Source organism: Kitasatospora sp. NPDC058218 (genome assembly GCF_042882445.1).
Classification (GTDB): domain Bacteria; phylum Actinomycetota; class Actinomycetes; order Streptomycetales; family Streptomycetaceae; genus Kitasatospora.
In genome coordinates, this window is sequence record NZ_JBHVWC010000009.1 from 62,321 (window position 1) to 76,222 (window position 13,902).

The following is a 13,902-nucleotide window of genomic DNA, read 5'->3' on the forward strand; positions in this document are numbered from 1 at the left end:
GTTCCGGCAACGATTCGAAGTCGGAGGAGGCGGGGCACCGCATGGACGCAGGGCTCAAGCGCGAGCTGGAGGCGAAGGTCTACGCGGGTGAGCGGCTGACCCGCGAGGACGGGATCGCGCTCTACGAGAGCGACGACCTGGCCTGGCTGGGTGGGCTGGCCCACCACGTGCGGACGCGGAAGAACGGCGATGTCGTCCACTTCAACGTCAACCGCCACCTCAACATGACCAATGTGTGCAACGCGTCGTGCGCGTACTGCTCGTTCCAGCGCAAGCCGGGCGAGAAGGACGCGTACACGATGCGCATCGAGGAGGCCGTCCGCCTCGCCAAGGCGATGGAGGTCGACTCCCTCACCGAGCTGCACATCGTCAACGGGCTGCACCCGACCCTGCCGTGGCGCTACTACCCGCGCTCGCTGCGGGAGCTGAAGGCGGCGCTGCCGAACGTCTCGCTGAAGGCCTTCACCGCCACCGAGATCCACTGGTTCGAGAAGATCAGCGGCCTGCCGGCCGACGAGATCCTGGACGAGCTGATCGACGCCGGTCTGGAGTCGCTGACCGGCGGTGGCGCGGAGATCTTCGACTGGGAGGTCCGCCAGCACATCGTCGACCACGACACCCACTGGGAGGACTGGTCGCGGATCCACCGCCTCGCCCACAGCAAGGGCCTCAAGACGCCGTCCACCATGCTGTACGGCCACATCGAGGAGCCCCGGCACCGGGTCGACCACGTGCTGCGGCTGCGTGAGCTGCAGGACGAGACCGGCGGTTTCCAGGTCTTCATCCCGCTGCGCTACCAGCACGACTTCCACGACTCCAAGGACGGGGTCGTGCGCAACAAGCTGATGGCGCGCACCGAGATGGCCACCGGCGCCGAGGCGCTGAAGACCTTCGCCGTGTCCCGGCTGCTCTTCGACAACGTGCCGCACGTCAAGGTCTTCTGGGTGATGCACGGCGTCACCACCGCGCAGCTGGCGCTCAGCCACGGCGCGGACGACATGGACGGCTCGGTGGTCGAGTACAAGATCACCCACGACGCGGACAACTTCGGCACCCCGAACAAGCTCGGCCGCGACGACCTGCTCGGCCTGATCCGGGACGCCGGCTTCCGCCCGGTGGAGCGCAACACCCGCTACGAGATCATCCGCGAGTACGACGGCCCGGACCTGACGCGCCGCGAGACCCCGCAGGCGATGCGCCTCTGACCGTTCCCCGAACGGTCCGCGCCGCCTCCCGTGCCGCCCGTCGGCCCGGGAGGCGGCGTTCTTCACCGGGTCCGCACAGGGCCCCGGGTTTCCCAACCGGCCCCGGGTTTGGCAGGATCAGCGCCATGTCCGGTTCCCATCGCGCCACCACGTACCCGCCGTACGAGTCGATGCACGAGCCGGTGTACGAGGGGCCGCAGCAGTCCTACGGGGTCTACGAGCAGCCGTCGCACCAGGGCTGGGACGCCTCCGCGCCGGCCGGCACCCACCCGAACCAGCCGTTCCACGACGGCTACCCGCAGCAGGAGCACGCCGACCCCCGGGGCCACGGCCACCAGGGTCACCAGGACCACTACGCGCCCCAGGACCAGCAGGGTCACCAGGACCTCTACGCGCCGCAGGGCTACCAGGACGGCTACGTGCCGCAGGCCCGGCAGGGCCACCAGGACCTCTACGTGCCGCAGGCCCGGCCCGGCGCCGAGGGCTACGACGCCTACGACCGGCCGTTCCAGCCGCACCCCGCCGAGCCCGCGCCGCCGCTCGCCGCCGCGCAGGCCCGCCCCCCGGTCCAGGCGCCCGCGGCCGACCCGGTCGCGGCGCCCGCGGTCGGGCCCCGCACGGCCGCCCGCGGTCACCGGCGCAAGCCCAAGAAGAAGCGTGGCGGCAAGGCCGTGACCGCCGGCACCGCGCTGCTGCTCGCGGCCGCCGCCGGCTGGTACACCGTCGGCCAGGACGCCGGCAACCCGGGCGCGACCAGCGCCGGCGGCCCCGGTCCGGAGGGCGTCTCCGCCCCGGACCAGCCCTCCCCGGCCGCGGCCGCGCCGGCCGCCCAGGCCGCGAACGACCGGCACACCGAGGCTCCCGCCGCCGACCGCAGCGAGGCCCGCCCCGACGGCTCGGTGGCCGCCATACCGGGCCTGGGCGCCGCCTTCACCGCGCAGATACCGGCCGGGACCACCCAGGTCGTGCTCGCCTCCGGTCAGGACAAGGACGCCAACAGGACCGCCGTCACGCTGTGGACCCGCACCGCCGAGGGCCGCTGGCTGGCCGGCGAGACCTGGCAGGGCCACAACGCCAACAAGGGCTGGACCACCGACCACAACGAGGGCGACCTGCGCAGCCCGATCGGCGTCTTCTCGCTCACCGACGCGGGCGGCCGCAAGGCCGACCCCGGCAGCCGGCTCCCGTACGACAAGGACGCCGACTTCGTGGTCTCCGGGAGGGGGTTCGCGGGCGAGCAGCTGGCCGGTTCCTTCGACTACGTGGTCGCGATCAACTACAACCGGGTGCCGGGCAACTCGCCGCTCGACCCGCGCCGTCCCAGCGGCTCCACCAAGGGCGGCGGCATCTGGATCCACGTCGACCACGGCGGTCCGACGCACGGCTGCATCTCCGTGCCCGAGGACAAGATGGCCCAGCTGATCCGCACCCTCGATCCGGCCGCCCACCCCGTCATCGTGATGGGCGACGCAGCCTCACTGGCCGCCTGAGCGTCGTCCACTCCCCAGGCGCCGCAACGGCCGTTGTGGGCCTCCTACAGCTTCCGGGGGCGGATCCTGTAGCCGGTCGCGCCCCGCTGACCAGCGGGTAACCCGGTTGAGTGGCTGTATGAGCGGTTCGCGCATTGTGGCACTCGGTCACTACCAGCCCCCCAAGGTCCTCACCAACGACGACCTGGCGGTGCTGGTCGACACCGACGACGAGTGGATCCGCAGCCGGGTCGGGATCCGGACCCGCCACATCGCGGAGGGCGAGACCCTGGTCGACCTGGCCACCGAGGCGGCCCAGAAGGCGCTGGCCAACAGCGGTCGCTCGGCCGCCGAGATCGACCTGGTCGTGGTCGCCACGTGCACCGCGGTCGAGCGCAGCCCCAACACGGCCGCCGCCGTCGCCGCCCGCCTGGGCGTGCGCGCGCCGGCCGCCTACGACATCAACACGGTCTGTTCGGGCTTCTCGTACGCGCTGGCCACCGCCGACCACGCGATCCGGGCCGGCGCGGCGAGCCGCGCGCTGGTGATCGGCGCCGAGCGGATGTCGGACACCATCGACTGGACCGACCGGACCACCTGTGTGATCTTCGGGGACGGTGCCGGCGCGGCCGTGGTGGAGGCCCAGGCGGAGGGCGCCGAACCGGGCATCGGCCCGGTGGTCTGGGGCTCGGAGCCGGAGAAGAACGACGCCGTGGTGATCACCGGCTGGGATCCGGTGATCAGCCAGCAGGGCCAGTCGGTGTTCCGCTGGGCCACCACCCAGATCGCCCCGCTGGCCCGGCGGACCTGCGAGAAGGCGGGCATCGACCCGTCCGAGCTCAAGGGCTTCGTGCCGCACCAGGCGAACCTGCGGATCATCGACGCGATCGCGGCCAAGCTGGGCGCTCCCGACGCGGTGGTCGCCCGGGACGTCGTGGTGTCCGGCAACACCTCGGCCGCCTCCATCCCGCTGGCCTTCTCCAAGATGGTCGAACGCGGCGAGCTGTCGCCCGGCGACCCGGTGCTGCTGTTCGGCTTCGGCGGCGGCCTGGCGTACGCCGGCCAGGTCGTCCGCTGCCCCTAGCCGCCCCGGGCGGCTCCTGACCGCCCCCACGGCCCCCGGGCGCCCCTGTGGCGTCCGGACCGGCCCCTCCCGACCCCGCGGCCCCCGGAGGGCCCGGAACACCCCCTCACGCGCACATGCCGGTGGGCGGGCACCCTGCACGGGTGCCCGCCCACCGGCATGTCTGGCGCGCTGCGGCACGTCGGCGGACCTCCCCCGAGGACACGGCCGCCGTCCGTCGTTCCCCGGACAGGAGGCCGGGGCTGCGCGCGGAGCGGATGGGTGGGTAGGCGGGAACGGTCTACTTGGGCGGCTTCTTGCCGGTGACACCCAGGTACACCAGGGGAGCGAGGTTGGGCTTCAGGTCCTTGACCTTGACGCCCCACGAGGTGAACGCCTTCTGGTGCTCGGCCGCCGAGGCGAGCAGTGAGACCAGGGAGCCGGCGACGGCGGCCGGGTCGAGCGACTTGTCGGCCTGGCCCTTCGCCTGGAGTTCCTTGACGGCCTCGGTGAGCGGCTTGGCGACCGCGTTGAGGACTGTCATGCGGATCTTGAAGAACCGCTTGTCCCCTTCGGCGGCACCGAGCGTGACCACACGGAGAATGGCGTCGTTCTTGCGCCAGAAGGCGAGGAATCCGTCGACCAGTTCTTCCGAAGTGGCCGTGCCGGACTTCCCTGCCCAGGACTTTCCGGCCACCAGCTCTTTGAGGGTGTCGGAGTCCTTGGCCATTTCCTCGGCGATTTCGAGGACAGCGCCCTCGACATCCGGGAAGTACTGGTAGAAGGTCGCGGGGGAGGTACCCGCCATACGGGCGACGTCGATGACCTTGACGTCCCGATAGGGCGACGTGCTGAGCATCTCGCGGAGGCAGTCGAGCAGCTTCTGCCGCGTCTCCTGTCCGCGTCGCCCGGCGACGCGACCGTCGACGGTGCGAACTTGTCCTGTCATGCCGTCAGCTTACCGTGGCACGATCTTGGCGCGATTCGGTGATGCGACTATTACTCCGCACGGGGGTTGCTATAGGGGCGTGAACGACTTCGGACGGATATTCATCCGTGCTCCGGAGGCTCCGTTTGAAGCCCCCCCGTGTGCTTATGACCCCACAGCGTGACGACCCCTCCGCTGAGGGGTGGTCGGGTGACAGAGCGTGACGACTTCGGGGTGGATCCGGTCCGGGTCGAAAAAGAGTTGCGGGCATCTCGTGAGCAAGCCGCAGGCGGAGCGGACGTCAGAATCCGGCCGTTGTGGCGGCACTGACCGGACGGTGACCCCGAGGAGGCTCTGGGCGGGGGAGGTTGGAGTTGACCGGGGCGGCATTGGAGAATCGGGTCCGGCACCCCGCGGCGGGTGCGGAAAACGGGGAGGTGGCAGCGGAGTGGACCAGCTGACGGCGCACGATCCGAGGCGGATCGGGCCCTTCGAGGTGCTGGGGCGGCTCGGCGCGGGCGGGATGGGCCTGGTCTACCTGGCGCGCTCCGCGTCCGGCCGGCGAGTGGCCATCAAGACCGTCCGGGGGGAGCTGGCCGAGGACGAGCTGTTCCGGGTCCGTTTCGCCCGGGAGATCGCGGCCGCCAAGACGGTCGGCGGGTTCTACACCGCCGCCGTGGTCGACGCCGACGCCGACGCCCGGGTGCCCTGGCTGGCCACGGCGTACGTCCCGGCGCCGTCCCTGGAGGACCTGGTCACCGAGTGCGGGCCGCTGCCGGCGGGGGCGGTGCGCTGGCTGGTCGCCGGTATCGCCGAGGCGCTGCAGTCCATCCACGCGGCCGGGCTGGTCCACCGCGACCTCAAGCCCTCCAACGTGCTGGTGGTCGAGGACGGTCCGCGGGTGATCGACTTCGGTATCGCCGCCGGTGTCTCCAGCACCCGGCTCACCATGACCAACGTCGCGGTCGGCACCCCGGCGTACATGTCGCCCGAGCAGGCCCGGGACAGTCGCGGCGTGACCGGCGCCAGCGACGTCTTCTCGCTCGGTTCGCTGCTGGTCTTCTGCGCCACCGGCCACCCGCCGTACCGGGGCGCCAACCCGGTCGAGACGGTGTTCCAGCTGCTGCGCGACCAGCCCGACCTCTCCGGCCTGCCGGCCGAGCTGGTGGACCTGGTGCGCGCCTGCATGCGGCCCTCCCCCGAGCACCGGCCCTCCCCGGCGCAGATCCAGGCCGAGCTGGCCCCGCACCTGTTCTCCCGGGACGACGCCTCGGGCGAGGCGGGGGACTGGCTGCCCGCCAACGCGCTGGAGCTGATCGAGCGCAAGCGCGGCCGCCGCCAGGTCCCGGCGCCCCTGCCGGCGCCGGCCCCGGCCCCGCCGGTGCCCGGTCCGAGCGTGCCGCCGCAGCCGGCCCCGCCGCAGCACGTGCCGCACCAGCAGCAGCAACCGCAGCCGCTCCCGCCACCGCGCCCCGGCCACGAGGACCCGCGCACCCGGCACCCCGCCGAGCGGTACGCGGCGCCCGCGCCCGGCCCGGTGCACGCCCTGCCGGCGCCGCCCGGACCGGACACCGAGGCGGCCACCGAGAAGATCTCCGCCCCCCGGCGCCACCGCGCCCCGGTCACCGGGGAGAGCGCCGCCGAGGTGCGGCTGCCCGGTGCCTCGGTGCGGATAGGCCCGGGGCCGCGCGCCGAGCAGGCCGGGCCGGGCGCCGCGCCCGCCGAGACGGACTGGGTCCGCCGGGCCACCCCGCCGCCGCTCCAGGCCGCCCGCTGGCGCCCCTGGCGGTTCCGGATGTCCAACGACGTCTGGGGCACCCCGGTGGTCGCGGACGGCACGCTCTTCGTCTCCAGCTTCGAGGTGCACGCCCTCGACGTGGCCTCCGGGCAGCGCCGCTACAAGACCAGGGACGTCGCCTGGGCGCTCGCGGTGGACGCCGGCCGGGTGCACGCCGCCGACGGCCCGCACCTGTACACGGTGGACGTCGCGGACGGCACCGAGCGCTGGCGCAACTCGCTGGACGGCTGGGTCTACTCGCTGGACGCCGCCGACGGCGTGCTCTGCTGCGGCGTCCGGGGCGGCGGGGTCCAGCTGCGCTCGGCCGCCGGCGGCGCCGAGCTCTGGCGGGCCGACGACGCCCAGCAGGACTACGAGAACCCGCAGTCCGGCCCGGCCCTGGTGGGCGGCGCCGCGTACTACTACGGCGGCGGGCGGCTGCGCTGCGTCGACCCGCGCGGCGCGGGCCTGCGCTGGTCCTTCCCGGTCGGCGAGGACGTGCCCTCCCGCCCGGCCGAGCGGGCCGGCGTGCTGTACGTGACGGCCGGTACCCGGGTGTACGCGCTGGACGCGGCCAGCGGTGCCGAGCGCTGGCGGTTCGAGGCCCCGGTGGTGCTCTTCACCCCGCCCGCGCTGGACGCGGACGCGGTGTACGTCGCCGACTACCTCGGCACGGTCTACGCGCTGGACGCGGTGACCGGCCGGGACCGCTGGCGCGGCGCCACCGGCAACCGGCAGGGTGCCGAGCCGGTGGTCGTCGGGGACGGCATGGTGCTGGTCGGCAGCGGCGACGTGCTGTACGCGTTCGAGGCGGCCACCGGCCGGGAGCGCTGGCGGTACACGGCGCGGGGCGAGATCGTCGGCTCCCCGGCGGTCGCCGACGGCCTGGTCCACCTGGGCAGCCGGGACCACTCGCTGCACACCCTGGACCTGGCGAGCGGACAGCTGCGGTGGGAGCTCGGGACCAAGGGCGAGCTGACCGGCTCGCCGGTGGCGGTCGGCGGGCGGGTCTTCGTCGGCAGCAAGGACCGCTGCGTCTACGCGCTGGACGCCTTCTACGGCACGGCGGTGCCCTCGCACTGACGGTCCGGCGGCCCGCGGGCGGTGCTACCGCCAGCGGGTCGCGGGGCGGCGGGCCCGCGGGTGCCGGGCGCACCAGCCCTCCCAGGCCGAGGCGACCATCTCCTCGACCCCGTACCGGGCGCTCCAGCCCAGCTCGCGGTGGATCAGCTCGGCGGAGGCGACCACCCGGGCCGGGTCGCCCGGGCGGCGCGGGGTGACCTCGGCGGTGGTGTCGTAGCCGGTGACCCGGCCGATCACGGCCAGCATCTCCTGGACGCTGACGCCCTCGCCGCGGCCGATGTTGAGGACCATCGAGGTCTCGCCGGGCGGGTCGGCGGCCAGCCGCCGGGCGGCCGCCACGTGCGCCGAGGCGATGTCGGAGACGTGGATGAAGTCGCGGACGCAGGTGCCGTCCGGGGTGGGGTAGTCGGCACCGAAGACCAGCGGGGCGCGGCCGGCGGTGAGCCGCTCGAAGACCATCGGGATCAGGTTGAAGGCGCCCTCGTCGGAGAGCTCGGGCGAGGCGGCGCCGGCCACGTTGAAGTAGCGCAGCGCGACGGTGGAGATGCCGTGGGCCCGGCCGGCCGAGGCGACCAGCCACTCGCCGGCCAGCTTGGTCTCGCCGTAGGGGTTCATCGGGGCGCAGGGGGTCGCCTCGGTGACCAGCTCGACGTCGGGCATGCCGTAGACGGCGGCGGAGGAGGAGAAGAGGAAGCGCTTCACCCCGGCCTCGGCGACGGCCTCCAGCACGGTCTGCAGGCCGGTGAGGTTCTCGCGGTAGTAGTAGAGGGGCCGCTCGACCGACTCCCCGACCCTCTTCCGCGCGGCGAAGTGCAGGACGCCCCGGACGGCGTGGGTCCGCAGGGCTTCGTCCAGGGCGGCGCGGTCCAGGGTGGAGCCCTCGACCAGGGTGACTCCGTGCGGCAGCCGGGCGCGGTCGCCGGTGCTCAGGTCGTCCAGCACCGCCACCTGCTCGCCGGCCTCGACCAGCTGGTGCGCCACGTGCCTGCCGATGTATCCGGCACCACCGGTGAGCAACCAAGTCATGGGCTGAATCCTAAGGGCCTGTCGGCAGCCCGTCCCCGGTGGCGGGCGCGTCGGGGCGATGATTCGGGCATATCGGTGAAATGCTGACAAACATCTCTGTGCTCTAGGTGGGCCCGTGCGGATCCCGGCGGGCCCGGACGGATGTCGGTGGGCCCGCACGGATCGCGGTGGCCCGCGCGGATCGCGATGGCCCCCGTACGGCCGATGGAATCGGAGGCAGCCCAGGTGAACCGCAAGAAGGAACCCACTCGCCCGCTCCCGGCCGGGCCGCGCCCCACCGGGCCCCGGGTGTTCGGCGGGCGGCTGCTCGCGCCCGGGGCGGTCGCCGCGCTGACCGCGCTGGCGGTGGCGGGGTGCAGCAGCGGGTCGTCGTCCTCCTCGTCCACCGCCACCACCACCGGCGCCTCCTCGTCCTCGTCCGCCCGGCCGGCCAGCGGCAACCAGCTCCAGGACGCCTACCAGAAGGTCATCGCCGACGTGCTGCCCTCGGTGGTGCAGATCACCACCGCGACCGGCCTCGGCTCCGGGATCGTCTACGACAACAAGGGTGACATCGTCACCAACGCCCACGTGGTCGGCAGCGCCACCACCTTCAGCGTCACCCTGGCCAACAGCACCAAGGCCCTGGACGCCACGCTGGTCGCCGGCTACCCGGAGTCCGACCTCGCGGTGATCAGGCTGACCAGCCCGCCGAGCGGCCTCAAGCCGGCCGTCTTCGGGGACTCCGCCAAGGTCGAGCTGGGTCAGATCACCCTGGCGATGGGCAGCCCGCTGGGCCTGTCCAGCAGCGTCACCCAGGGCATCGTCTCGGCCACCGGCCGGACCGTCTCCGAGCCCCAGGGCGGCGGCTCGCCGGGCGCCACCATCGGCAACATGGTGCAGACCTCGGCGGCGATCAATCCGGGCAACAGCGGTGGCGCGCTGGTCAACCTGAACAGCCAGGTGATCGGCATCAACACGCTCGCCGCCACCGAGCCCGAGGCCAACGGCGCCGCCGCGCCCGGGATCGGGTTCGCCATCCCGGCGTCCACCGTCACGGGCATCGCCGACCAGCTGATCAAGGACGGCAAGGTCACCAACTCCGGCCGGGCCGCACTCGGGATCACCGCCCGGACGTACTTCGACCAGGACTTCCACCCGGCCGGGGCGGTCGTGGTCGCCGTCAGCGCGGGCGGTCCGGCCGACGCGGCGGGGATCCAGCCCGGCGACGTGATCACCAAGATCGGCGACGCCACCGTCGACTCGCTGAACTCGCTGACCAGTGCGCTCGCCTCGCTCACCCCGGGTGCCAAGACGACCGTCACCTACACCCGGGACGGCCAGAGCAAGACCGCCGAGGTCACCCTCGGGACCCTGGAAACCCCCTAACCTGCCGGATCCCCGGTCCTCCCGGACCCCCGGATCCCCGGCGGCGGCAGCCCGCACACCGCGCAAGGGTTCGCGGGCGGTCGGCGTACGGGAGCGGGCCGGGACTTCGTCGACCGCCTCGACGAAGTCCCGGCCCGCTGGTGCGTCGGGGGTGGTGGGGAAGGAGGGACCGGGGGCCGGGGTCAGCGACGGGCGGCGCGGGTGCGCCAGGGGAGCTCGACGGTCACCGTGGTCGGCCCGCCGTACGGGCTCTCCACCAGGAACACCCCGTCCACGGCCCGGATCCGCTCGGCCAGTCCGGCCAGACCGCTGCCCGGGTAGGGGGCCGCGCCGCCCTTGCCGTCGTCCCGGACCAGCAGCATCAGCTGGTCGGCGGCCCGCCAGACGTCCACCGTGGCGGAGCGGGCGCCGGCGTGCTTCGAGACGTTGGTCAGCAGCTCGCTGACGGTGAAGTAGGCGATGCCCTCGACCGCCGAGTCCGGGCGCTGCACCGTGCCGTCCGCGGCCGTCAGCTCGACGTGCACCTTGACCCCGTCCGGCACCGTGCAGCGGGCGGCCACCGCGGAGAGCGCGGCGTCCAGTCCGCGGTCGGTGAGCACCGCCGGGTGGATGCCCCGGGCCAGGTCGCGCAGCTCCTGCAGGGCCAGCTTCACCTCGCCGTGCGCGGCGCCGACCATCTTCGCCGCGGCCGCCACGTCCTCGGGCGTCTCGGTGTCGATCAGCTTCTCCTTGGCCATGCCGAGGTCCATCGCCAGTGCCACCAGCCGGGCCTGGGCGCCGTCGTGCAGGTCGCGCTCGATCCGGCGCAGGTCGGCGGCGGCGGTGTCGACCACGGTGCCGCGGTCGTCCTCCAGTTCGCGCACCCGCTCGGAGAGCGCGCCCGGGTAGAGCAGGGTCTCCACCAGCATCCGGTCGATCGCCGCCTGGAAGCGGACCACCCAGGGCAGCACCGGCCAGCCGACGATCACGCAGATCAGCGTCACCGCGAAGCTCAGCAGGCCCCAGGGCAGCAGCAGCACGTTGTAGAGGGCCGAGCGCCAGCTCAGCGGGTCGGTGAGGTAGGAGATCGCGTAGCCGGTGATGCCCGGTCGCGCCCGGCGCACCGGCTCCGGCTCGTGCACCTCGGAGCCGAGCACCGAGCGGGCCCGGCGGCGGGCGAACCAGCCCAGGCCCCGGCAGCCGGCCAGCCCGGCGGCCAGCAGCGGCAGACCGATCACGGTGATGGAGAGCGCCAGCCCGACCGAGAGCAGGACGACGGTGAAGACGAACCCCGCGATGCCGAGCGGCAGGTTGAGCAGCAGCTGCCCGGCCTGCCGCCACATCCGCGCGCCGTACAGCGGGGCGCGTTCGGTGCGCGCGTCCTGCTCCTTGATGGCATCCGCGGCGCGGCGGTGCAGAGGCTTCATGTGGATCTACCGTCCCTCGGGGTCGAGCTGGTGGTCCAAGCTTCCCTGGTGGGGGCGGCGCGCGGCCATGGGGGTGATCCGTCTTCCCGGGCGGGGGTTATCCCCACCCCCGGGGCGGCGGGTGGGTGCCGGGGTGTCCGCGGGCCGACCGCGGGCCGTCCGCCGCTTGTCCACCGGCCGTCTTGCGGATCGGGCGGGATGTGGTGCTCCACGGCCGTGCACTTAGACTCACGCATTGGCGATGGTTATGACCGTGTAGAGAAACGTCGTAGAACTGCCTTGAGGGCGGTTTTCACAGGCGATGTGGAGGCGAGGGGCATGGAGGGGCAGCCGACAGCTGCCGTCGCGGCCGACCCGGCGGTCGGCAGCGGCTACTTCGACGCGTACGCCGCGATGGGCCTGCTCGCCGTCGTCGGCGTGCTCTTCGTCGCCGTGGCGTTCACCGCCAACCGGCTCCTGCGGCCGGTGGTGTACTCGCCGGAGAAACTCCTCGCCTACGAGTGCGGCGTGGACCCGGTGGGGGAGGACTGGGCGCACACCCAGGTCCGCTACTACGTCTACGCCTTCCTGTACGTGATCTTCGCGGTCGACGCGATCTACCTGTTCCCGTGGGCGACCGTCTTCGCCTCCGCCGGGTACGGCGCCGGGACGCTGATCGAGATGTTCGTCTTCATCGGCTTCCTCGCGGTCGGGCTGCTCTACGCCTGGAAGAAGGGCGTTCTGGAATGGACGTGACCCCCCACCACTCGCACGGGCACGGCGCCGCGGGCCCGGTCCCGCTCGGCCTGCCGGACCCGTCGCGCCCCGGCGGCGCCGTCGAGCGGAGCAGCCTCGGCCCGCTGGCCCGGCTCGCGCCGGACCCGGTCAAGGTCGTCCTGAACTGGGGCCGCCGCTACAGCCTCTGGTGCTTCAACTTCGGCCTGGCCTGCTGCGCGATCGAGTTCATCGCCGCGTCCATGGCCAAGCACGACTTCATCCGGATGGGTGTCATTCCGTTCGCGCCGGGGCCCCGTCAGGCCGATCTGATGATCGTCTCGGGAACGGTGACCGACAAGATGGCGCCCGCCGTGAAGCGCCTCTACGAGCAGATGCCCGAGCCGAAGTACGTCATCTCCTTCGGCGCCTGCTCCAACTCCGGCGGCCCCTACTGGGACTCCTACTCCGTCACCAAGGGCGTCGACCAGATCATCCCGGTCGACGTCTACGTGCCCGGCTGCCCGCCCCGGCCGGAGGCACTGCTCCAGGGGATCCTCAAGCTCCAGGAGAAGATCGCCGCCGAGTCGCTGCCCGGCCGGTACGCGGCGCCCGCGAGCGCGCTGCGCCGCCCGCTGGTCGCCGGGCCCGGTCCTGCCGAAGGAGGCGTCTCGTGAGCACCGCCGAGCAGTACGCGGCGTCGGTCGGCGAGTGGGCCACCGGCGCCGAGGCGTACGGGCTGGTCACCGTCGACGTGCCCGCCGAACACTGGATCGAGGCGCTCACCGCGGCCCGGGACGTGCTGGGCCTGCGGTTCTTCGACTGGCTGAGCGCCGTCGACGAGCTGGCCGAGGGCTTCTCGGTGCTCGCCCACCTGGCCGCCGCGGACGCGCCCGGGGTGCGCCACCTCGCGCTGCGCACCAAGGTGGCGCGCGACGGGGCCGCGCTGCCGACCGCCGTCGAGGTGTACGCGGGCGCGGCCTGGCACGAGCGCGAGACGCACGAGATGTTCGGCATCGACTTCCCCGGACACCCCTACCTGGCCACCCTGCTGCTGCCGGACGGCTTCGAGGGGTACCCGCTGCGCAAGGAGTTCGTGCTCGCGGCCCGGGTCGCCAAGGCCTGGCCGGGCGCCAAGGAGCCCGGCGAGTCCGACCACGGCGACGGGCCGGCGCGGCGCAAGATGCAGCCGCCCGGCGTCCCGGACCCGAACGAGTGGGGCCCGCTCAAGGGCACCCTGCCGCCGGTGGCCGAGCGGCCCGCGCGTGGTGCGCGGGCGGCCGGCGCGGCCGCCCGGACACCTCGTGCGGGTGCGGGTGCGGCGGCCGAGGGCGGGCCCGCCGTCCGGGCGGACCGGCCCCGACGGACCAGGTCGGTCGACGCGGGCTCGGTGAGCCAGGCCGAGGAGACCCCAGCCGTTGCCGAGGAGACCGCCGCCGCCGAGGGCGCGGCTGCCGCCGAGGCGGTGCGTCCGCCGGTGCGGACGGACCGGCCCCGGCGGACCAGGTCGGTCACGGACGGCTCGGCGAGCCAGCCCCCCGCCGGGGCTCCGGCGAGCGGCCCGGCCACCGAGGACTCCGCCGAGGACTCCACCGAACCGAAGCCCGAGCGTGCGGCGCCGGCCCGGACGCAGTCCGCGGACGCGCCCTGGCACGCGCCGGTGCCCGCGCACGGGCCCGCGACGGGTGCGGGCGACGCGTCCGAGGGCGCCGCTGCGCCCGGGACCGGTGCTGCGCCCGAGGCCGCTGCGCCCGGGGCCGGTACGTCCGAGGAGGCGGCCGCCTCCGGTGGGGCGGCCGAGCGCGAGGACGGCAAGCACGAGAAGGACGGGACGAAGGAGACGTCGGCCGGCCCGGCCGACCAGGACGGAGACAGCACGTGAAC

The 13,902-nt window shown here is 73.7% G+C and carries 11 protein-coding genes; 8 read left to right on the plus strand and 3 right to left on the minus strand.

Features of this window, described 5'->3' with window-relative positions:
- Window positions 1-41: 41 nt before the first annotated feature.
- The 3 genes from mqnE (at window position 42) to ACFVYI_RS07805 (ending at window position 3,758) form a co-directional block, all read left to right on the plus strand.
- The gene (gene mqnE / locus ACFVYI_RS07795) at window positions 42-1,205 is read left to right on the plus strand and encodes an aminofutalosine synthase MqnE (RefSeq protein WP_360630456.1); all 1,164 of its coding nucleotides are present in this window, start codon (window positions 42-44) and stop codon (window positions 1,203-1,205) included.
- Between the two features lie 125 nt (window positions 1,206-1,330).
- On the plus strand, window positions 1,331-2,695 hold the full coding sequence (locus ACFVYI_RS07800) for a L,D-transpeptidase family protein (protein WP_387882256.1): 1,365 nt from the start codon (window positions 1,331-1,333) through the stop codon (window positions 2,693-2,695).
- A 118-nt stretch (window positions 2,696-2,813) separates the two neighbouring features.
- Complete coding sequence (locus ACFVYI_RS07805) at window positions 2,814-3,758, plus strand: beta-ketoacyl-ACP synthase III (protein ID WP_387882257.1); 945 nt, start codon at window positions 2,814-2,816, stop codon at window positions 3,756-3,758.
- Window positions 3,759-4,038: 280 nt separating this feature from the next.
- Here the strand turns inward: ACFVYI_RS07805 and ACFVYI_RS07810 are convergent, their stop codons facing one another.
- Window positions 4,039-4,686, minus strand: a complete 648-nt coding sequence (locus tag ACFVYI_RS07810) for a TetR family transcriptional regulator (RefSeq protein WP_380571712.1) — start codon at window positions 4,684-4,686, stop codon at window positions 4,039-4,041.
- A gap of 427 nt (window positions 4,687-5,113) precedes the next feature.
- Here ACFVYI_RS07810 and ACFVYI_RS07815 point away from each other — a divergent pair, with 427 nt between their 5' ends.
- On the plus strand, window positions 5,114-7,525 hold the full coding sequence (locus ACFVYI_RS07815) for a PQQ-binding-like beta-propeller repeat protein (protein ID WP_387882258.1): 2,412 nt from the start codon (window positions 5,114-5,116) through the stop codon (window positions 7,523-7,525).
- Window positions 7,526-7,549: 24 nt separating this feature from the next.
- Here the strand turns inward: ACFVYI_RS07815 and galE are convergent, their stop codons facing one another.
- Complete coding sequence (gene galE, locus ACFVYI_RS07820) at window positions 7,550-8,551, minus strand: UDP-glucose 4-epimerase GalE (protein WP_387882259.1); 1,002 nt, start codon at window positions 8,549-8,551, stop codon at window positions 7,550-7,552.
- A gap of 204 nt (window positions 8,552-8,755) precedes the next feature.
- Between galE and ACFVYI_RS07825 the strand changes: the two genes are divergently transcribed.
- Window positions 8,756-9,919, plus strand: coding sequence for a S1C family serine protease (locus ACFVYI_RS07825; protein ID WP_387882260.1), 1,164 nt, complete (start codon window positions 8,756-8,758; stop codon window positions 9,917-9,919).
- Between the two features lie 182 nt (window positions 9,920-10,101).
- Here ACFVYI_RS07825 and ACFVYI_RS07830 read toward each other — a convergent pair whose 3' ends face one another.
- On the minus strand, window positions 10,102-11,241 hold the full coding sequence (locus tag ACFVYI_RS07830) for a sensor histidine kinase (protein WP_387882346.1): 1,140 nt from the start codon (window positions 11,239-11,241) through the stop codon (window positions 10,102-10,104).
- A gap of 402 nt (window positions 11,242-11,643) precedes the next feature.
- Between ACFVYI_RS07830 and ACFVYI_RS07835 the strand changes: the two genes are divergently transcribed.
- From ACFVYI_RS07835 to ACFVYI_RS07845, 3 genes are read left to right on the plus strand one after another with little or no spacing between them, the layout of a single operon-like run.
- Window positions 11,644-12,060: an NADH-quinone oxidoreductase subunit A gene (locus ACFVYI_RS07835; RefSeq protein WP_387882261.1), complete on the plus strand. Its 417-nt coding sequence runs from the start codon at window positions 11,644-11,646 to the stop codon at window positions 12,058-12,060.
- Window positions 12,051-12,695, plus strand: a complete 645-nt coding sequence (locus tag ACFVYI_RS07840) for an NADH-quinone oxidoreductase subunit B (protein ID WP_387882262.1) — start codon at window positions 12,051-12,053, stop codon at window positions 12,693-12,695. Before ACFVYI_RS07835 ends, ACFVYI_RS07840 begins: the two co-directional genes overlap by 10 nt.
- Entirely contained in the window at window positions 12,692-13,900 is a 1,209-nt protein-coding gene (locus tag ACFVYI_RS07845; protein WP_387882263.1) for an NADH-quinone oxidoreductase subunit C, read from the plus strand. Before ACFVYI_RS07840 ends, ACFVYI_RS07845 begins: the two co-directional genes overlap by 4 nt.
- The last annotated feature ends 2 nt before the right edge of the window (window positions 13,901-13,902 follow it).

Bases quoted from the DNA above. Each gene is read 5' to 3' on its own strand.
- ACFVYI_RS07835 (WP_387882261.1), top strand. From the start codon at position 11,644: ATGGAGGGGCAGCCGACAGCTGCCGTCGCGGCCGACCCGGCGGTCGGC.
- ACFVYI_RS07830 (WP_387882346.1), bottom strand. From the start codon at position 11,241: ATGTGGCGGCAGGCCGGGCAGCTGCTGCTCAACCTGCCGCTCGGCATC.
- ACFVYI_RS07805 (WP_387882257.1), top strand. From the start codon at position 2,814: ATGAGCGGTTCGCGCATTGTGGCACTCGGTCACTACCAGCCCCCCAAG.
- ACFVYI_RS07825 (WP_387882260.1), top strand. From the start codon at position 8,756: ATGGAATCGGAGGCAGCCCAGGTGAACCGCAAGAAGGAACCCACTCGC.
- ACFVYI_RS07800 (WP_387882256.1), top strand. From the start codon at position 1,331: ATGTCCGGTTCCCATCGCGCCACCACGTACCCGCCGTACGAGTCGATG.
- ACFVYI_RS07810 (WP_380571712.1), bottom strand. From the start codon at position 4,686: ATGACAGGACAAGTTCGCACCGTCGACGGTCGCGTCGCCGGGCGACGC.
- galE (WP_387882259.1), bottom strand. From the start codon at position 8,551: ATGACTTGGTTGCTCACCGGTGGTGCCGGATACATCGGCAGGCACGTG.
- mqnE (WP_360630456.1), top strand. From the start codon at position 42: ATGGACGCAGGGCTCAAGCGCGAGCTGGAGGCGAAGGTCTACGCGGGT.
- ACFVYI_RS07840 (WP_387882262.1), top strand. From the start codon at position 12,051: ATGGACGTGACCCCCCACCACTCGCACGGGCACGGCGCCGCGGGCCCG.